The organism is Thiorhodococcus fuscus (assembly GCF_042682685.1).
Taxonomy (GTDB): domain Bacteria; phylum Pseudomonadota; class Gammaproteobacteria; order Chromatiales; family Chromatiaceae; genus Imhoffiella; species Imhoffiella fuscus.
Genome location: NZ_JBHUHX010000007.1, coordinates 275,691 through 295,549 on the forward strand (window position 1 = coordinate 275,691; position 19,859 = coordinate 295,549).

Consider the following 19,859-nt stretch of genomic DNA (forward strand, 5'->3'; position numbering starts at 1 on the left):
CACCATTGGTCGCCGGTCGAGGCGCCGATTTCATGCGGTTGTGGTGGGTCTCCCGTGCGGCCTTTGATATGCTCCTCCATAAGCATTGCAGCCAGGATCTTACGACGATGATGATTCACCACGCGCTCGTGCTCAATCTCCACCAACCTTCCGGCAATCTCCAGGATCTGCTTGAGCATCAGACCTGGGAGGCCAAGGAGATCCTGTTCGCGCTCGACCGCATTCCTCGAAGTCTATGGGGCCATGAGGACCGTGCCCGCGTGCATCTGTCCCTCTCCGGCACCCTGTTGGAAACGCTCTCCGATCCGGCCTTTCAGCAGCAGGTCTACGGCATCGTCGATTGCGGTTCGCTGCTGTGGCACCTCCAGAACCAGTCGTTGTTCGAGGTGGTCGGGACCGGCTACTACCACCCGGTGTTGCCGCTGATCCCCGAGGCGGATCGGCGCGAGCATCTGCGCCGCTGGCTGGGTATCGCCCACCATCTCCTGTGGCGCCCCCGGTTTCAGGGGTTCTGGCCGCCGGAGATGGGGTTCTCGATGGAACTGATTCCGTTGCTGCGGTCGTTCGGTTACCGATACGTCATGGTCGACAGCGAGCATGTCGAGCCGGTGACCGAGATGAGTTGGCAGGAACTGCGCTATCGCCCGCACATCGCCCGTCATGGGGATGACGAGATCATCGTCGTGGTGCGTGATCGCGAGCTTTCGGACGCACAGGAGTCCGGAATGGATTTGGACTGGTTCCTCGGCGAGGTCGCCGAGCGGACCAAGTGGTGCGACTTCGAGCCCCTGGTGACGACCTGCACCGACGGCGAAAACGGCGGCTGGTTCCGCAATGTCACCGAAGGGGCGAATTTCTGGAGCGTCTTCTATCTGCCGCTCCTGGAGCGTCTGTCGGCGGGCGGCTCGAACGTGGCGCCAACCTTCATCAGCACCTATCTCGACACCCATGGCGTTCATGGCGAGGTGCGGGTGCGCACCGGGGCCTGGAATACCGGCTGGCACAGCGGTAAGGATTTCACTCAATGGATGGGGTCGGAGCGTCAGCGTCGAGCGGCGGCCGATTTCGGGCCTGTCAGTCGCGCGATCCATGATGCGCGTTGGTTCGCGGGCGAGCGCGGGATCCACGAGGGAACTCAGGTCGAGGCCATCGATCGGGCGTTGTGGCATCTGTTGCGCGCCGAAACCAGCTGCAATCTCTATTGGGGCGAGGATTGGGTGCCGCGCGCCGAGTCCGATCTCGACGCCAGTCGCGCGGCGCTGTCCGAGATTGGAATCGAGGTTCCGATCGCCGAGGAACCAATGCCGATCTTGGAGTCTGGTGTGGAGGACGCGGTGGCTTCGGAGGCGGAGGAATCTGCCGCTCCAGTGTCGGGCCAGGTGATCGAGGACGATTCGAATTCAACGGGGCGCTAATCCGCTCCACTCTTGCCACTTCCAGCAAACGACCAGATCGAGCGAATCGATAGGAGCTGAGCGTGAACCAACTACCCGAGTATATCGGCGATGTCCCCAATGTCTCAGGGCGGGAGTCGGAGGTGGAGGCGGTCCTGTCGGCGGGGCGTTCCCGAACGCTGTTTACCGAGCGCGGCGGTATCGACTTCGGCGCCATCCGGGCAGCGAGCGCGATCGCCCTGCACCAGCATCAGCCGCTGATTCCAGCCGGTGGCGAGGATCTGCGCACTGCGGCGCTCATCAGCAATCTGCAGTACATGATGCACAACCAGCATATCGGGGATAACTACAACGCCCCGGCCTTCGTCTGGTGTTACAAGCGCATGGGCGAGTTCATCCCGCAGTTGATCGGGGAGGGCAAGTCGCCGCGCTGCATGCTGGAGTATTCCGGCACGCTACTGCACGGGTTGCGCAAGATGGGCGAGGATCACGTCATCGACGCCCTCAAGACCATCACCTGCAACCCGGATTTCAATTGGGCGGTCGAGTGGCTCGGCATGCCCTGGGGGCACGCGGTGGCGCCCTCGACACCGGTGCAGGACTATCGGCTGCATGTGCGCGCCTTCCAGCAGCATTTCGCCGCCATCTTCGGCTGGGAGGCGTTGGAGCGGGTCAGGGGCTTCTCGCCGTCCGAGATGGCACTGCCCAACCATCCGGACGTGGCCTACGAATTCGTCAAGACGCTGGTCGACTGCGGCTATCAGTGGGTCCTGGTTCAGGAGCACACGGTGCAGCAGATCGACAGCGGCCGGCATCCGGAGCGTCCGCACATCCCGCACCGGCTGGTCTGCAGCAACTCCCACGGCGAGACGACCAGCATCATCGCCATCGTCAAGACCCAGGGGTCGGACACCAAGCTTGTGGCCCAGATGCAGCCTTGGTACGAGGCTCAAGGGCTTGAGCGGGTCGAACTCGGCGGCAAGTCGGTCCCGCCGCTGGTGACCCAGATCGCCGATGGCGAGAACGGTGGGGTCATGATGAACGAGTTCCCGGGCAAGTACATGGAGGTGGTCGCTTCCTCCAGCCACTCGGCGACGCCCCTGATGAATGTCAGCGAATATCTGGAACACCTGTTCGTGATGGGTGTCGAAGTCGCGGATTTGCCCGAGGTCCAGCCGCTGTTCCACGATCGTATCTGGTCGAGAATTCAGCCCGGCGACGGGCCGGAGAAACTGGCCAAGGCGATCGAGGAACTCAAGCAGGAGGACGGCCGATTCCACATGGAGGGCGGTAGCTGGACCAGCGATCTCTCCTGGGTCAAGGGGTACGACAACGTCCTTGGTCCGATGGAGGCGGCAAGCGCGCTCTTCAGCGAGAAGGTTCTGCAGCCGGGTACGGAGACCGGCGACGCGCGCTATCGCAACGCGCTCTTCCATCTGATGGCCTCTCAGACCAGTTGCTACCGCTATTGGGGGCAGGGGCTCTGGACCGAATACGGGCGCGAAATCTGCCGCAGAGTCGAGGACATCGTCCGCCACGACTTTGCCTGATGCTTTGAATCGGGCGAATGCCCCATATATACCAAGTCAAGATCGTGGTTATTGGGGTGCGAGATCTTGGAAGTCTCCTCCCTGGATTGCGGATACCCAAGAACAACATGAAGGAGTTTTTATGAGTCCAAACCTATCCCTGGAAAGACCGAATATGAAGACGCGGATCAAGCGCCTCATTGCGCTCTACGATCCGCGTATATGGAAGGAGAAAGGCATCTGGTGGACGGCCGGGCTCTTTCTCGTCACCTATGTCGTCGTGGTGCTCATCCTGGGTATCGTCTGGTCGCGTTCCCCGGCGACCTTCGACGTCAAGGAGAACGCGCTCGAAATGGTCGGTGGCGATCAAGGCAAGCTGGTTACCGGAACCTATACCACCGCCACGGCGATCGAGATCGGCAACACCCTGCTGCATAAGCCGGGCGGCTATCTGACCAACGACATGACACCGCCGGGCGTCTATCTGGACAATATCCCGAACTGGGAATTCGGCGTTCTGACCGAGCTGCGTGACCTTTCCGATGCCTTGCGCAACGATTTCAGTCGGTCACAGTCTCAGTCGCTCGAAGACAAGGATCTGCAGATCGCACAGCCTCAGTTCAATTACGACTCGAACTCATGGATCCTTCCCTCAAGCGAGTCCGAGTACCAGAAGGGGCTGACCGCGCTCGAGCGCTACCTGGTGCGTCTCTCGGACGATCGCGCGACCGATGGCCAATTTTTCGCCCGGGCCGACAATCTGTCCGCCTATCTGCAATTGGTCGAGAAGCGTCTGGGGAATCTGGCCCTGCGGCTGTCCTATGCGGTCGGTCAGTCGGATCTGAACACCAGTTTGTCCGGCGATCCCAGTGCGCGTCAGTCGACGCCCGTTCCCGAGGAGTCCGTCAACAAAACCCCTTGGTCGGAAATCGACGACATCTTCTTCGAGGCGCGTGGCTACACTTGGGCGTTGATCCACACTCTCCAGGCCATGGAAATCGACTTCAAGAGCGTTTTGCAGGACAAGAACGCCATGGTGTCCCTGCAGCAGATCATCCGCAAGCTGTACGATACTCAGAACCCCATTTGGAGTCCTCTGATTCTCAACGGTACCGGTTTCGGCCCCATGGCCAACCACTCGCTGGTGATGGCCTCTTACATCTCGCGGGCCAATGCCGCCGTCATCGATCTGCGTAAGCTGTTGCAGCAAGGATAATTCCAGCTACCAGCTACCAGCTACCAGCTACCAGCGTGCTGGTCCATTCCGGTCAGGGGTGGACCGTGCGCCGGTAGCTGGCCTCCTCACCCAGTCTATAGACGGACGATTTCTCGCTCCTGAAGATACTGGATCACGTCATCGACCAGTTCGCCGGGCGATTTCTGGCCTGCGTAGAGGGTCAATTCCGGTGAGAGCGGCTGTTCGTAAGGGTCGTCGATTCCGGTGAAACCCTTGATCTCTCCTGCGCGCGCCTTCTTGTAAAGCCCCTTGGGATCGCGTTGCTCGCAGATCTCGATCGGCGTGTCGACGAAGACCTCGATAAATTCGTCCGGCGCCATCGTGGCTCGAACGCGGTCGCGGTCCTGGCGGTAGGGACTGATGAAGGCCGTCAGCGCGATGATCCCTGCCTGCGAGAAGAGCTGTGCAACGGCTCCGATTCTGCGGATATTCTCCTCGCGATCGATGGCCGAGAAACCCAATCCGAAGCGTTCGGCGAAGTCGTCTCCATGAACGCCGCGCAGCATGCCGGGGCTGGCGTTGAGCGCATGGCGAACATTGTCGCCGTCGAGCACGGCGCTATGGATACGATGGCCATGCAGTCGATGGTCGAGCGTATTCGCCAGCGTGCTCTTGCCCGAGCCGCTGAGCCCCGTGAACCAGACGACGCAGCCCTTGTGGCCCTTCATTGCCTCGCGGTCGGAGCGTGCAACCTGATGCTCGTGCCAGGTTACGTTGGTGTCGTTTGTCATCGCGTGATCTCGTTTTCGTCCGTTGATGCTTGAGGGAAGATCCATTGCGGGAGACCTGGTGCATCTCGAAAGGATGCCTCTGCCCCTATCTTTCGGCGTTTCGATGCGGGTTTCGTTGCCGGGATGCCCGCTCAAGCCGCAGGCGGGTTCTCGAAACGTATCCGGTGTTCGTCGATACCGATCAGATCGCCGTCTTGGAGCAAGCGGATCTTGACGCGCTCCTTGTTGACATACACCCCGTTGGTGCTGCCGAGGTCCTCGACCGAGATCCCCTTGCGGCTGGTGGTGAGTCTTGCGTGATAGCGGCTGATGCGTAGATCGCGGATGCAGATGTCGTTGTCGGTGGCGCGCCCGATGGTGACGGTTTCCTGGTCGATCTGGAATGCGCTGTTCTCGCGGAATTCGAGAATGAGCGTCGGTATGGCTCCATTGGCGCTCGATTTGGCTGCGGTCGCCTCCGGGGCCGTATCCCTAGACGGTTCCCATTGCAGGGCGTTGAAGGTGGTCTGTACCAGATCCGGGGTGATGTGGTGTATCTGGCCCATGCTGGCGTTGAACAGCACGAAATCACAGAGTGTGTTGATCAACCGCATGCTGCCGCCGGTGAGCTGATGGATGCGCAACATGGCTCCATCGGAGAACGGCGTCACCTGTTTGAGGCCGGCTACGGCCAGTTGATATCGGATATAGGCGGCCGTGTCGGTGGCGTTCAATTTGGGCAGATAGATCTGAAAGAGGATCGTCTCCTTCAGCTGTCTGCTGCCGTGCATCACCAGCGACTGCTCAAAGCCGTCCTGGCCGATCAGGATGATGAAGAATCCCGGACGTATCTCATCGTGAGGCCGCAGCAGACTCGGTAGCAGTTCCAGCACGCCGGGCTTGAGGTTCTGTGCCTCGTCGATGACCAGGATGGCGCCCTTGCCTGCCTTCTCCTGCTTATGCAGAAAATCGCTGAACCGATTCAAGGACTGGGCCGGCGTGAGCCCTTCCGACTGCAATCCGAAGGTCTGCAGCAGTGTTTGCAGGAATTCGTCTTCCGACAGCTGGGTGCGATTGATTTTGGCGAGCCGATTGGTCTCGGTGCGACGCTCGGCGATCCGATTGGCCAGGGTGGTCTTACCCGATCCCGGTGCGCCATTCACGACCAGGATGCCGCCCTCTCGACTGTCCAGCGCGGTGTCGAATTGCGCCTGCGCTTCGGTCAGAGGGCCGTTCAGAAAGAGTTCGTCGATGTCGGAGGAGTTGCGGAAAGGGGGTTCCGCGAGTCCGAAGAAGTCCAGATAGTTGAGCTTGCCGATCGCGGCGATGCGTGACTTTGCCGATAGCTCGGTATTGGACGTTGCAGGTGCCATCTGTTTCGGATGTGCCTCGAAATCGGTTCAGGTAACGGATTGTAGCAGCCGTGCAAACAGGCGCGAGGCTGGCGATTCGGGATATCCCTACAGTCGATGAATCTTACACGAGTTGATTGCTGTCGCGCAGACCGGGCGACGTCCTCAGCGGTCGATGTCTGCGCTCGGTTCGTTGCCGGTCGCCATGGCGCGGATCTCTTGCAGCAGACGCTCGAAATCGGGCGTGTCCGTCGCTGCGTAGTTGAGATTCTTAAACAGATTGGTGAGTCGTGTGAAGTGTTCGCGTGCCGCGTTCTTGTCGGCGAACCGCTCATCGCGCGCGATCAGGGCGCAAAGCAGGCCGAAGGTCAGACGCTGGCGCTCCAGTGGCACCGAGGCGTCGACTGCGTCGAAGGCATCCTGCTGGAGATAGACCATGTCGAGCAGCAAGGCCTTTTGGAGTTCGACATAGTCCTCGGTGGTGATGCCTTCCTCGCCGGTGACCTGCATCATCTGCTGGATCGCGTCGCCCCGTTCCAGCAGCGATTGCATGGACTCGACCCGCTCGTTCCAGGTCGGGTCCAGGTTGTCGGCATACCAGGGGGCGAGCTGGTTCAGATAGCGCGACCAGGAAATGAGCGGGTCGATGGCCGGGTAGAAGCGCTTGTAGGCGCGGTCGTAGGAGAGTCCCAGAAAGCACTTGACCGCCCCCAGCGTCGATTGGGTGACCGGTTCCTCGAAGTTGCCCCCGGCCGGTGAGACGGTGCCGATCAGGGTCAGGCTGCCGGTCGAGCCATCCGTGCTTCGAACGACGCCGGCACGTTCGTAGAGACCACGGATAGCCGAATCCAGATAGGCGGGGAAGGCCTCTTCGCCGGGGATCTCCTCCAGACGTCCCGAGGTTTCGCGCATCGCCTGCGCCCAGCGCGACGTGGAATCGGCTAGCAGCAGCACCTGATAGCCCATCTGGCGGTAGTACTCGCCGAGCGTCAGGCCGGTGTAGATGGAGGCCTCGCGCGAGGCGACCGGCATGGATGAGGTGTTGCAAATGATGATGGTGCGGTCCATGAGCGAGCCGCCGGTCCGGGGATCGCGAATCTGCGGAAATTCGGCGATGGTTTCGACGACCTCGCCGGCCCGCTCGCCGCAGGCGACGACGATGACGATGTCGACCCCGGAATGCTTCGCCAGCAGATGCTGGAGGACCGTCTTGCCCGCTCCGAACGGTCCCGGAATGCAGCCGGTGCCGCCGCGCGCGATCGGGAAGAAGGTGTCGACCAGCCGGATGGTCGTGGTCAGGGGGGCGTCGGGGTAAAGTCGCTCGACGGTGCGTGCGCGCAACATCGTTTCCGTCAGGGCGCGGCGCACCGGCCAGCGTCGCGTGAGGTCGAGCGAGCGTTCATGGCCCTGATGGTCGCGGATGCGCGCGACCGGGGTGTCCACGGTGACGCTGCCCTCCTGAATCCAGGTGACCTCGACCTCGCCGGGTTCGTCGAAGGGCACCATGATCTTGTGGGTGTAGATGCCTTCTTGGACGGTGCCGAGCACGCCGCCGGCCCGGAGCTTGGCACCGTGCTGGACGCTGGGGACGAAGGACCATTTGCGGTTGCGATCGAGCGCTTCCAGATCGACCCCGCGCGGCAGAAAGACACCGTGCTGGATGGCGATCGTTTCGAGCGGGTTCTGTAGCCCGTCGTAGATCTCGCCGAGCAGGCCCGGGCCGAGCTCCACCGACAGCATCTCGCCAGTCTGGATGACCGGATCGCCGATGGAGACGCCGCGGGTGTCCTCGAAGACCTGGATGTCGGCCAGATCGCCGCGTATCCGCAGTACCTCCGACTTGAGCTGCTCCTGACGTCCGTCCGGGCTTGGGCGGTCGGGTTCGATGAAGACCACCTCGTTCTTCTTTAGCGCCAGGCGTGCTCCATCCTTCCAGCCGGCCTCGATGGTCGCCAGGCTCTCCTGGACGGAGATGACCCGGGCAGGGCCGTCGGGTCGGTGATTGTCTGGGGCTTGGATGCTCATGGTGTTTCCGCAATCGTTGGTCGTTGATCTTGCCTGCACGGGATGTCAAAAGGCGGCTTCGGATCCTGCTCATCCCGCGTCATCCTATCGATCCCGGCTCGGTTGGCGTTCTGTGTCGATCGAGGCTCTGGGTCATCAAGCGATTTGGGTCTCGATCATGCGCTCCAGATTGACATCGGCCATGGCGTTCGCGACCAGCGCATCGAAGCGGTCCAGCCCGCCTTCGTCTTGATAGCTGGTCCAGCGCGCGATCAGATCCCAGCGCATCACATAGACGACGACCGCTTCGAAATCGAAATGATGCCCCCCGCTGATACCTTCCAGGTGATTCCAGACGGTTTGCAGCAGCAGTCGCTCCAGACCGAGCGCGTCACCGAGTGCGATCATCCGTGCGCCCTCGGGCAGCCAGGGGAAGACGCCTTGCAGTCCGAAGGCGCTCTCGGTCCAGTTGCGTCGAATCGTGTCGGTCCAGCGGCCGTAGCCCCAACGGTTATCCTCGGGTGCTAGGTCGCCGCGCCGGCGCCGACGCAGCGCGGCGATCAGGGTCCGCAGCTCTAGCCGCCAGACGGCCAGATCGCGGGCGAAGGGGTTGGCGATCTCGGCGACCTGCCGCTTCGCCTCGGTCATGGCCTGTTCGTCGGAGCGGCTCGGATTCTGATGGGTCCAGTCGAGGAGCTGACCGAGGATTGTGATATCTGAGGCATCGGTCGGGTCGAGCTGGACCAGCCGCTGGTGCAGCCGAAAGCGCGACAAGGGCGTTTGCTTGGCGCCGAACAGCGGCCCGTGATAGGGCAGGGCGCTCAGCAGCATGGCATAGCGGTGGGAGTCCGGCACGGTGTCTGGATCCTATTTGACGGTGCCTTCGAGGATGGCGCGGAATCTGGGCTGCAGATGCGCGAGCAGGATCGCCGCTACCGTGTCGTCGGTCAGGTCGATATGCACGTCCTTGTCTCTGAGATAGAGCCGGATTCCGCGCGCGTCCGTTTTGTCGACCGAGAAGTCGACGCCCTCCGCGAGGACGTTTCCGGCCAGCGATAGCACGAAGTGCGAGAGCGATCCCTCGCGCAGTTCCAATGGATTGCGTCGCAACTCCTCGGGACCGATCAGCGCCTTGGGCAGCTGGATCTCGATCGCCTGGCCCGAATCGACTCCCGCCTCCTCGCGGGCGCGGCCGGCGACCTCCAGGATCAGCCGCTCGATGAAGGCCTCCTGTTCCATCTCGGCCGCGATGAGCCGTTTCACCTCGTCGCTGAAGCGGTCGGAGAGCTCCGACTTGAGTCGCAGCACGGTGTCGCGCATGGCGATGCGCAGGGCCTCCTCGCCGCCCTTTTTGAGCGACTCGGCCTCCAGGCGGGCCGATTCAAGAATCGCGCGCGCGCGTGCTTCCGCCTCCTGGATAAGGTGGTCGGCCTGTTTCCTGGCCTCTGCAGCGATCTGCTCGGCCTCGGCGCGTCCGCTCGCGACACCCTCGTCGCGCAGCCGTTCGATCAGGGCCTCGACGCCGGACGAGGCCAGATCCTGCGTGCTCTTCTGTGTGCTTGCCGCCATGTCGCTATTCCTCCGCGATGGGGTCAGCCGGGTATGCCGCCGGCCATGACCAGGGCGAAAACGAAGGCGAAGACGGCGAAGCCCTCGACGATGGCGGCCGGTGCCAGCGAGAGACCGAAGATCTCGGGCTTGGTCTTGCTCGCGTGGATCGCCGAGGCGCAGGCCTGACCCTGGCGTACCGCCGACATCATGAGCGCCAAACCGGCGAACAGTCCGATGCCGAACAGCGCCGGTCCGGTCTCCGGCGTGACCGGGCGCTGCAGGGTGAACATCACCACGATGCCATAGATGACCTGAGAGGAGGGCATCACCGAGATGCCGATATAGCGGCCGTAGCCCGATTCGGTATCCACCATGGCTCCGATCGCCGCCTGGCCGGCGACCGCGCAGCCGATGATGCTGCCGATGGCCGAGAGTGCCATGACCCCATAGAGTCCCGCCCAACCCAGGGCGATCACGAATTCGTTCATTCGCCTAGCTCCGCTTTCTTGAATGGCTTGAATGGATAACCCTCGCCGGACAGTGCCCAGTTGTAGAACTCGATGAAGTTCAGACGCAGTCCGTGCACCACGCCGCTCATGAGACTGAGCGCCAGATTCAGCAGATGGCCGACGAGGAGGATGAGCAGGGCCATCAGCAGCCCTACGCCTGGATGGCTCGCGGCCACCTGGCGGGCGAGATCGTTGAAGGTGATGGCCAGCGAGGCCGAGGCGAGTCCGAGCGCGAACAGTCGCAGATAGGACAGCACGTCGCCGAACACCTGGGTGACCTTGATCAGCTGCGCCAGTCCGTCCAGAACGCGCAGCGCGAACGAGCGGATATCCTCGACGCGGCGGTCGCTACCGAACAGGAAGACGCCGACCAGACCACCGATACCAAGCACCTGGCCCAGGATGGGTAGCCAGTGTCCCGATGGCCGGTCGCTGCCGAGCCAGAGGGCGAAGCCGCCGATCAGGGCCGCGATCCAACACACGGCGACGCGGCCGGTGGCGCGCCCGCGATGGATCATCGCCATCTCGGCATTGGCGAGCACCAGATGCAGCACTCCGATGCCGACGGAGAGCTTCATCATACTGTCGAAGTCCTGGATCTCGAACAGCTTGAGTTGACCGGGAAGGCTGTCGGCCGGCGGGGCGAGGCCGAAATAGCTGCCGAGCAGTACGCCCCAGAGGAACGCTGTCGAGGTCAGTGCCAAGGCCATCAAGCGCATCCTCTGTCCCAAATCGCTGCGTCCGAGCCGACGCCAATAGGCGGCCAACAGGAGCCCCAGGACCGAGGCGTAGCCCGCGTCCGACAGGATGAGGGCGAAGAAGAGGGTAAAGGAGAAGAAGAGCACCCGCGACGGGTCCCAGGCGCGATAGGCCGGCATCTGGTAGAAGCCGACCAGATCCTGTCCCGCAGCGATGGCGGGCGGGTTGTCGAGCAGGGTCGGGGGCGCGTCGTCGGGGCCGGGCGGGTCCAGGATCAGCGCGAGCCCGAGGTTCTCGGCGAGCGCGCGTACCTCGGGGATGTCGCGCTCGGCCACCCAGCCCTGCACCAGGAAGACCGATGCGTCGTCCAGGGTCTGAGTTTCGGCGAATTTCAGCCGTGCCTGGTCCTCGGCCTGGGCCAGATGGCTCGACATCAGATAGATCCAGCGCGTGAGCGCATGGCGCTCCGCTTGCACCTCCTCCAGCGCGAGTTCGGTCTCCTCGGCTTGACGGCGAATCGCCGAGAGGGATAGGGCACCCGTATGGGTGCGCGCAACCGGCAAGGCGTCGTGCGGTGGCTCCTCTGGATGGATGACCACCACCCAGGCGTGGCGCTGATCGCGATGCACCAGTTGCCAGGGCAGGTCGAGCGACTGCAGTGCGGGTATCTGACGCTCGGGAACGATGTAGAACCAGAGCTTGCGTCCGGCGAGTGCGTCCTCGGCAGGCAGGCGGAAATCGCCCCAGGGTTCGAGCTCGCTTAGACGCTGCCGCAGTCCGTCGAGCCGGTCGGTCAGCTCGCGCAGGCGCTGCTGATTGTCGAGCACGGTCCGGGTGGTGCTGGCGATATCGAAGTCCGGCGCCAGGCGGACCTGGCGGCGCTTGTCCGGCAGGTCGCCCAGATAGCGCAATGCCTTGCGTGTTTCCACAGCATGCGCCGGCGGGGCGCGCTCGGCCTCCTTGGGCGCGGGGCTCAATGGCAACAGGTGCAGACAGCCGAGTGTCTGCAGCCGCTCGAGCACGACGTGCTTTTCTTGGGTCAGGCCGGCCAGGGTCAGTCGAGCGAGTGGGAGAATGCTCATGCCGTCGTCTCGCGATGGCGCTTGGCCTTGGCGATCTTGGAGCGTACCACGGCCGCGCGCTCGGCATCCGAGAGATAGATGCGGATGGTTTTGATGTTCTGCCGGGTGCGTGGGATCAGCACCTTATCGAAGAGATTCACCCGCTGTGTGACCTTGCGCACCGCCGTTTCCAGAAGTGCGACACGCCGCTCGTCCAGCGCCAGGCGGACCCGCAGTTCCAGCATGCGTCCGATGGCGTCGACCAGCGGATCGACCCAGTGCGGCTGGACCATGAGACCGTAATCGGCCGTTTCGAGATCCACGCCGAGCAGCACCGGCAGCTTGGTGCCCATGCGGTTCTCCTCGCCCAGACGCACACCCTTGAGGCGGACCAGGGCGTCGAGCTGGATCTCGCGATGGGCGAGCATCGGCAGACGTTCCCGTACCTCCTCGCGCAGCGCCGCGATGGCGGCCAGGGTGTCCTCGCGGGCCTTCAGCGCCTTGGCGCGCTCGGTCATCAGTTGCTTGCGCTTGAGATCGAGCGCGGGCAGAAAGCGCTCGAAGGTCTGGAGCTGGCGCGTCTGTTTGGTCAGCGAAGATTTGCTTAGGCTCAGACGGGCCATGGGTCTGGGGTTTCCTGATAAAGGGTGTATTTATTTAGCGATGCTGTTTCGCAACCATTTAAATTTGATTGTGAAATTTCTTGGCGTCGGCTCTTTCTGGATTTCATGGGAACGCTTTAACTGACCATCCCCCGGCGTTCTGCCAGGGGATGATTGTCCGCATCTTGAAGCTTACCGGCAGCGTTGTATAGGGGTTCCCGACTCTTCAAGAATATGCGTGCGGATTTCCTCTAAATTCCCAATATTGGGCATGTTTGCACGATTAGTGAACGAAGGCTTGAGCGAGCGCATGCGCGTTTGTAGTTGCGATACCGGTGCTCCAGGTCGTTCCGAAAGGCATCGGAGAACTTCGTACATGGAGTCCGGATTGTAACCCGCTGATTCAAGAAGACGGAGAGCGTAAATGTCTGCTGCACGTTCTGTGTCAAGATCGAAGTGCTGCACAATGGAGCCGTAACGGATCCGCTTGGCATCAGTCGGGGCATGGTCACAGAAATGTCTGAGGCGCTGATGGGCGATCTCATGAGCCAGGACAGCCGCGAGATCGCTTTCGTTTCTCACGAAAGCGATTAGTCCGTCGCTAACGACGAATCGGTTGCCACCGACGGCAAAGGCTGTAGGCTCCAAATTTCGAACAACGAAAAAACGCCAATTCTCGGCGTCATGAAGATCGGCTTCCGCCACGAGTTGTTGCCCCAAACGTTGAATATAGCGCCTAACCGGGTCATTTGCGAACCGAAGGGGCCATGATTCTGCGAGGCTTTGCATCGTGCGGATGCCGGCTTCCGTAGATGCGCGGCAGTCCCCATTACCATTGCCAAGAAGCCCACCAAATAACCATAATCCTGCCAAGGATAGAGTCACGGATCGCTCCTTGCTACAACCCTAATGGAACGAATCGAGCACTATTCAGCCCCGAACGACAAACGTTGACTCATCTACATCGTAGCTGCTGCCCGCTTGGACTCGGTGTTCGATGACATACGTGCCTGCAGGCACTTCGGATGGGATGCTGATCTCGGCATCCGCCACCCATCCCCCAGCTGTCCGGGAGGCAGATTTGACCGGCAGCTTCGTGACTTTTTTACCGTCTTTCTTCAATACCCAGCTCTCACTGACTTGCGTCTTGGTTACACCCTTCGGCAAAGCTACGGAGTAGTCCGTGCTGATGGTCACTGGGTCACCGTGTCTGACAGTCCGTGGCGAGGATTTACCCTTGCGGATTTTGACCTGAGGGGTGGACGGCGCGGTACTCAGGCCGTAGACCCTGGCGTCTTTGGAAGCAGAGCGCACTTGGCGAGCATTGTATTGTGAAATGACGACGGTTCCGAAACCGACTACCGCGCCCACTGCGGCGCCAGCAGCGCAGCCTCTAGCATCTCTCGAAATCAAAGCGCCCACTCCGCAGCCGAGTGCCGCGCCGATCGTCGTGCCTATTGCTTGATCCTGAACGCTCCCTGTCGAGCTACAGCCAGACGTGACTACAGTCCCAAAGGCTATCATGGTGACCAATCCAATTCGCTGTACCGCTTGCATCTCTGTGTTCCTCACAATTCGACTGCGATAATTCGAACCATTTGCCCCGGATGTTATCTACAAATAGCATCTGGGGCGTGTGTTTGGTGATCAAATCGGCGCCCGTTTGCCTTCAGGGGGCGTTTTGATATCGATTCTACTGGGGCTGAGGATAATGGGGGTTTTTGTCATCAAGGAATTTGATTTTCTCGCCCATTAATTTGATGGCATTCATAATCTCAGGCATAGGTGGTGGCTGAATTGCCTCAAAAAACGTGTCGTCGTAGACATATTTTCCGCTGCCACTTGGAAACTCTACGCCAATTTTTACATTGTATCGTTCGCCATCTGGTTCGATGTAGGATCGGAAAGTGACGACGTAGTCGCTTTGAAGGATGTTCTGTACCTGCTCGACGATTCGCTGCATCTGTTCGGTGGTTTCGCCAATTACGTAATAGATGCCAAATGAATTCTTTGAGAGCGCCTCCAGATTCTTGAAATAGCTCTGGTCGACGTTAGAATAAGCTAGCGAATATATTGGAATCGGAATGTCGAGGTTTGAAATTCGATTCATCAACTCATCGCGACGAATAGAACTTCCCTCGTCCTTGCCATCTGACATCACCAAAATCGAGCACGAAACGATATAGTTGGCAGTGCGCACAGACCCCTGTCCGCTCATGGCGCACATCTGCATGGCTGCACCGATGGTGTCGAACAGTCTCGTCTTCAATCCGTCGACCTTGATGTCGCTCAGCCGTCGAACCAGTGCAGCGCCATCACGCTCAAACTCCGAGACCAGGTCGAAACCCTCTTTAGTATCGCGGATGGCCAATATGGCAACCTCATCCTGGGGTCTCTTGCTTTCGATAAAGCGGACCGCCGCCCGCAGCGAATCATTGAACGGCTTGCCCGCCATCGATTTACTCGCATCGACCACGACCACTGATCGCGTCGCTTCCTCGCGTTTGCGGATCGATTGAATTCCGTATTGTCGTTTCATCGGGTCATAGGGGCGTCCCTTGACCATCAGGCCGATATTCATTTCATTGAGGTTCACTAGGGGCTGCATTTGTGAATCGAAGGTGCGCAAATAGATCTGTACGAATGGATAGAGTGAATAATCGGTTTTGTATATCTTCACTCCGTAGTTGCCCGGGGCCGCGAAGCCGTAACCCTGAGCACAGACTGTGGTGCTGGTCAGCGCAACGATAGCGGTCATGAGCACTGCCAATCCCTGAGCGCCGAACATTCGTTTACATTGCGACAAACGGCTCTTCATTGCTGAGACTCCTATATGAGTTCAGGGTCGTGGACCCTCAGTCGGTTTTTCTGGCACCTTTGTACTGAAATCCCCAATCGCTCGAGCTGCTGGTCTTCCGTTTGGGGCGTGGCGTTGGTTTAGGTCTGGCTGCCACCTTGGGTTTGGCTGTCACCTTTGGTTTGGCTTTTACCTTGGGCTTGGTGGTTACTTTGGGCTCGGTGGAAATCTTTGGGGTCGGTGTAGGCTGTAGCACCGGTTCGGGTGTAGGGGGCGAAACGACGGAAACTGTGGCGGGCGGCTGGCCGGAAACATTCGCAGACTTCTCGGGCGTTGATGTGGACAAGGCAGCTCTGCGCCGCACTTCGAAGAGCTCCATCAGGTTCTGCTTGGGTTTGGCTTCGCCAGTGGTACTCCGAGCCTCTTTGGGCTGCTCGTTGGAAAACACCGATGGCAACGACGGCGCTGGCCGAGGTGTTTTGGTGGCAGAGGCGGAAGCAGGTCCTGACGTCGCTGGCACCACAGCCGTCATGTCAGCAGGAGTCTTAACCGGCACTGTCACCGGGGGTGATGGTTCCTGAGCCCCGGCTGCCGTTGGCGCAGCGGCGCTATCGGGTCGGTTCGCGGCAGCGTCCGATCGTATCGTCGAAGTCGCTTCAATCGAGCGAGTCTCCGGTACGGTGGTGATCTCTGGATCGGGCGAACGGACCTGTTTGACCCAGAGCCAATAGCCTCCCGCAGCCGTGCCCCCCAAGAGTAGCGACGAAGCAAGAATGAGGGCTCCGTTTCGGCGCGATTTGGGCTCGACCATTGGCGGCTGAGCGACCCGGATGCTCGTCGCAGGTGCAGTACCCCCAGTGCGGTGTGAAGGTAACTGTACGCTCGGCAGCGTAAGGCCGGCTGTATCGGCTGTGGCCCCACCCCCTGGCGGAGCCAAAACCGTCCGCGCGCTACTGGAGCCTGACTGAATCAGTTCGAAAACCGATGCCAGCTCGGGAATGGACTGTTGGCGAAGATTGATGTTGAGTTCGAGCGCCTGCATGACAGCCGACTCGATGAGTGGCGGGATATCAGGCAGGACGCTCGACAGCGGTTTGATGGCCGTACCTGTGACCCGCTCATGGGCAGCGGGCGGCATCTGCCCCGTGAGACAGAAATAGAGGATGGCTCCCAGGGCATAGACATCCGATCGGGCATCGGTGCCAGTGCCGAGTACCTGTTCCGGAGGGCTGAACCCCTGGGTCACGGCGCGACCGATGGTCCGAGTCATGGTGTCCGTGGCTGCCTCTTTGGCGATGCCGAAGTCGATCAGCATCACCCGCTCATGCTCGTCCAGCAGCACGTTTTCCGGTTTGAGGTCCCGGTGTACCACGGGTGGATCTTGGACATGAAGGTACTGTAGGGCCTCGCATAGCTGCTGAACCCAAGGCAGGAGTACGAACAGCGGGATGCGGCCACCCCGACGTTCCTGCTCGGTTCGCAGCGTACGATCGCCGCCGAACTCCAGCACCTGGTAGACCATGCCATCGGCGCTGAAGCGGTCGGTGATGTCGGGAATGGCTGGATGCGTCAGACGGCCGAGCAGACGTGTCTCGTATTCGTCGAAATAGAGCTCGGGGACCTCTTTCAGCGCCCGTCGCTTTCCATGCAGACGCAGATCATCGACCAGATAGGTGACGCCGAAGCCACCCTTACCCAGCACGGCCGAGACACGGTAGCGGTCGTTGACCAGGGTACCGATGTCCAACAACCAGCCGAGCACGCCTCGCACGACGCCATTCGACAGGGTATCTAGATGGGCGAGTTCAAGACCACAGTCACCGCAACGGTATTCCCGGTGAGCTAGTTCCTCGGTCAGATTCGTCGCCCCGCATTTGGGGCACCGCTTGGTCTCTGTAGAATCGCTCATGACGGCAGGTTGTGCCCACGGGTTGAGCACCGAGCCGGGTGATCCCTGTCTTCTGCCCCGCCGGCTGTGCTTCGACCTGGGATCATGCTACACCCGCCGGTCCTTGATCTTGAGTCCGGCCAGGGTGAGGGTGAAAAAACCTACAGCCTGGGCGAGAAGATACCAGAGGGTTGTCGGCCACTCGCCGACGACCGGAATCACCAACGCGCCGGTGGGATCGCGCAGCTCCAAGAGCGCTGGATCTAACGTCGAGCGCATGGCATCGATGCCCCAATAGGCAATCACGACGACCTTGGCTACCGTCTCGGTCGCTCCAGACAGGGGTACCACGGAATTCGAAAGAATGAACTGGGGTATCAGCAACAGCGGTAGGGCCGCGATGGCCTTGTCGTTCGAGTCGACAAAGGCGCTGACCGCCAGTCCCATTGCGGTGGCGGCGAACCCGGACAGAAACAACGTCAATAGCCGATCAAGGAATGGTCCGCTCAGGTCGAGCATATAGGTGACGATTGCCAGAAAGCTTGCCACCTGCGCCAGGCACGAGATCGCAAGCGGCAGTACCTTGCTCAGGAGATAGGCCGGAAGGGTGACAGTGACCGAGCGCTCGCGCAGGTATACAGGCAACTCCTTGACGATCTCTCGCGCCGAATTGATGCATCCGAACCAGATTGCGGATAGAACCAGCACGAAAGCGATCTGACTCTCCGCCGCAGCGCGCTGACTCAGCTCCCCCTGGGTATCGAATACCGCGCCGACCACCAAGGCGATGAGCGGTGCTTGCAGGAGCAGAACCAGAAGATTGACGCGATCGGACAGCAATAGGTCCAGGTAGCGATGCGTCAGGGTCAGCATCTGGCGAACGTCGAGCAGTTTCCAGGGGCGCCACGACGGGCGTGTGGAGCCTGCGGCCTGGGGTGCCTGCCCAGTGGGCAAACTCGTGAGACGCTGCTCGACATAGCGTTGATGTTGCGGCGAGTCTTCGAAGCGTGATCTCCAGTCTTGTCCCCTGCCTCCATCAAGGACCTCGTAAACGTCGGAAAGACGCTTGACGCCGAAATGAGCGGCCGCTTCACCGGGCGGTCCGTAATAGACCAATTGTCCCTGGTGAAGCAGGGCGACGAGATGGCAGGTATCGATGTTCTCCAAGCTGTGTGTCACGCAAGCGACCGTCTTGCCATCTTCTGCGAGGTCGGCGAACAGCCGCATCATCCGCTTGTCGGTACCTGCATCCAGTCCGCTTGTGGCCTCGTCGAGGAAAAGAATATGCGGATTGGCAACCAACTCGACCGCCAAGCTGACCCGCTTTAGCTGACCTCCGCTCAGAGGCTCAGGCGTATCCACAGCGAGATCGGCCTTCTCTCTGAGCCCCACGCGGTCCAGCACCCGCTCGATGATCGCATCGATTTCTCGAGCGGAGGTGTCGTGCGGCAATCTCAGGCGTGCCGTATAGCGCAAGGCACGGCGGACACTGATCTTGCGGTGAACAATGTCCTGCTGCGGCACATAGCCGATACCCGAGCGGAACAAGGCGAAGAAGCGATAGAGATCGACGTCGTTGTAGAGCACCTGGCCTGAGGACGCCGGCCGACGACCATTCAGGGCATCTAACAGGGTCGACTTGCCCGATCCGCTGGTGCCAAAGATGACGACGAATTCGCCGGGCTCGATCACCAGGCCAATGCCATTAAGTAGATGGCGGGGCTGCCGTGTCGTGCGGTCGGTTACTGTCTTGGTGAGGCCAGAAGCGATCACCCGAATGCGATTGCTCGCGTCCACCGGCTCTAGGGCGGAGCCGGTGAAAACGAACACGAAGCTCGCAAATGCAACTCGGTCGCCTGGTGCGAGCTGAGTCAATGCCCGGATACGTGCACCATTGACCCAGGTGCCATTGACGCTTCTAAGATCCTCGACAAAGACGCCGTCGGGCCTGAGAGTGAGCCGTGCGTGCTCCCGCGAAACCAGTGGAGAAAGGATGGGCAGTCCACAGCCGGGCACGCGACCGACGATAATGCTCCCGGATTGATTCGAGCCCAGTGAGGCCACTATCTGTGAATTGCCGTCGGTATGTGGGACGACAGCAGGAAGCCGGATCTGAATCAGGGTTTCGCCGAAGGCGATCCAGTCTCCGTCTGATAGCGTAGTGTCTGTAGAAATCGCCGCCCCGTTGACGAAGAGCGGGGCGCCTTCGAGTGGCGCCAACAAGGCTGAGCCATCTTGAAACGACAGATGCGCATGCAGCGGTCGTACACCGGAACCTGCAATCGATACCAAATTACCTGCATCGCTTCCAATGGAATAAGCAACATCAGGTATCAGGTCGATCCTCGCGAGCGAGCTGCGGGAGGTCCTGAACTCGACCTGCGGCATTTATGGCCTCCTGCGACGTTTCCGGCCGGACGCGTTGAACACGCGTAAACGAAGTGTCCATAATCGATTGCATTCGAAGGCTAACAGGCAGGCAATCACCAGGCAAGAGGCAAGCATGAGCGAGCCATGTGTGCTGTG

At 60.8% G+C, this 19,859-nt stretch carries 16 protein-coding genes; 3 read left to right on the top strand and 13 right to left on the bottom strand.

Features of this window, described 5'->3' with window-relative positions:
* The first annotated feature begins 107 nt into the window (after window positions 1-107).
* The 3 genes from ACFSJC_RS04350 to ACFSJC_RS04360 all read left to right on the top strand — a co-directional run bounded on the left by ACFSJC_RS04350 (window position 108) and on the right by ACFSJC_RS04360 (window position 4,139).
* Entirely contained in the window at window positions 108-1,415 is a 1,308-nt protein-coding gene (locus ACFSJC_RS04350) for a glycoside hydrolase family 57 (RefSeq protein ID WP_386023749.1), read from the top strand.
* A 62-nt stretch (window positions 1,416-1,477) separates the two neighbouring features.
* The gene (locus ACFSJC_RS04355; protein WP_386023752.1) at window positions 1,478-2,944 is read left to right on the top strand and encodes a glycosyl hydrolase family 57; all 1,467 of its coding nucleotides are present in this window, start codon (window positions 1,478-1,480) and stop codon (window positions 2,942-2,944) included.
* Window positions 2,945-3,065: 121 nt separating this feature from the next.
* Window positions 3,066-4,139 carry a DUF2333 family protein gene (locus tag ACFSJC_RS04360; protein ID WP_386023755.1) on the top strand — a complete coding sequence of 358 codons (1,074 nt, stop codon included), beginning with the start codon at window positions 3,066-3,068 and terminating at the stop codon, window positions 4,137-4,139.
* A gap of 95 nt (window positions 4,140-4,234) precedes the next feature.
* On the opposite strand, the gene cysC is transcribed toward ACFSJC_RS04360, so the two are convergent.
* The 13 genes from cysC to ACFSJC_RS04425 all read right to left on the bottom strand — a co-directional run bounded on the left by cysC (window position 4,235) and on the right by ACFSJC_RS04425 (window position 19,721).
* Entirely contained in the window at window positions 4,235-4,891 is a 657-nt protein-coding gene (gene cysC / locus ACFSJC_RS04365; protein ID WP_386023758.1) for an adenylyl-sulfate kinase, read from the bottom strand.
* Window positions 4,892-5,022: 131 nt separating this feature from the next.
* Complete coding sequence (locus tag ACFSJC_RS04370) at window positions 5,023-6,243, bottom strand: AAA family ATPase (RefSeq protein WP_386023761.1); 1,221 nt, start codon at window positions 6,241-6,243, stop codon at window positions 5,023-5,025.
* Between the two features lie 144 nt (window positions 6,244-6,387).
* Entirely contained in the window at window positions 6,388-8,247 is a 1,860-nt protein-coding gene (locus ACFSJC_RS04375) for a V-type ATP synthase subunit A (protein WP_386023764.1), read from the bottom strand.
* A 135-nt stretch (window positions 8,248-8,382) separates the two neighbouring features.
* A complete protein-coding gene (locus ACFSJC_RS04380) occupies window positions 8,383-9,081 on the bottom strand; it encodes a DUF2764 family protein (protein ID WP_386023767.1) in 699 nt (232 codons plus the stop codon).
* A 12-nt stretch (window positions 9,082-9,093) separates the two neighbouring features.
* Window positions 9,094-9,795 (bottom strand): hypothetical protein, encoded by a 702-nt coding sequence (locus ACFSJC_RS04385; RefSeq protein WP_386023770.1) that lies wholly within the window; start codon window positions 9,793-9,795, stop codon window positions 9,094-9,096.
* 23 nt (window positions 9,796-9,818) lie between these two features.
* A complete protein-coding gene (locus ACFSJC_RS04390) occupies window positions 9,819-10,265 on the bottom strand; it encodes an ATP synthase subunit C (RefSeq protein ID WP_007041980.1) in 447 nt (148 codons plus the stop codon).
* On the bottom strand, window positions 10,262-12,067 hold the full coding sequence (locus tag ACFSJC_RS04395; protein WP_386023773.1) for a V-type ATP synthase subunit I: 1,806 nt from the start codon (window positions 12,065-12,067) through the stop codon (window positions 10,262-10,264). The genes ACFSJC_RS04390 and ACFSJC_RS04395 overlap by 4 nt, the downstream gene beginning before the upstream one ends.
* On the bottom strand, window positions 12,064-12,669 hold the full coding sequence (locus tag ACFSJC_RS04400) for a V-type ATP synthase subunit D (RefSeq protein WP_386023776.1): 606 nt from the start codon (window positions 12,667-12,669) through the stop codon (window positions 12,064-12,066). The genes ACFSJC_RS04395 and ACFSJC_RS04400 overlap by 4 nt, the downstream gene beginning before the upstream one ends.
* 171 nt (window positions 12,670-12,840) lie before the next feature.
* The gene (locus tag ACFSJC_RS04405; RefSeq protein WP_386023779.1) at window positions 12,841-13,533 is read right to left on the bottom strand and encodes a M48 family metallopeptidase; all 693 of its coding nucleotides are present in this window, start codon (window positions 13,531-13,533) and stop codon (window positions 12,841-12,843) included.
* A 45-nt stretch (window positions 13,534-13,578) separates the two neighbouring features.
* Window positions 13,579-13,845: a hypothetical protein gene (locus tag ACFSJC_RS04410; RefSeq protein WP_386023782.1), complete on the bottom strand. Its 267-nt coding sequence runs from the start codon at window positions 13,843-13,845 to the stop codon at window positions 13,579-13,581.
* Between the two features lie 496 nt (window positions 13,846-14,341).
* A complete protein-coding gene (locus tag ACFSJC_RS04415; protein ID WP_386023785.1) occupies window positions 14,342-15,466 on the bottom strand; it encodes a vWA domain-containing protein in 1,125 nt (374 codons plus the stop codon).
* Between the two features lie 37 nt (window positions 15,467-15,503).
* Window positions 15,504-17,384 carry a protein kinase domain-containing protein gene (locus tag ACFSJC_RS04420; RefSeq protein ID WP_386023788.1) on the bottom strand — a complete coding sequence of 627 codons (1,881 nt, stop codon included), beginning with the start codon at window positions 17,382-17,384 and terminating at the stop codon, window positions 15,504-15,506.
* A 57-nt stretch (window positions 17,385-17,441) separates the two neighbouring features.
* A complete protein-coding gene (locus ACFSJC_RS04425) occupies window positions 17,442-19,721 on the bottom strand; it encodes an ATP-binding cassette domain-containing protein (protein ID WP_386023791.1) in 2,280 nt (759 codons plus the stop codon).
* Window positions 19,722-19,859: the final 138 nt, after the last annotated feature.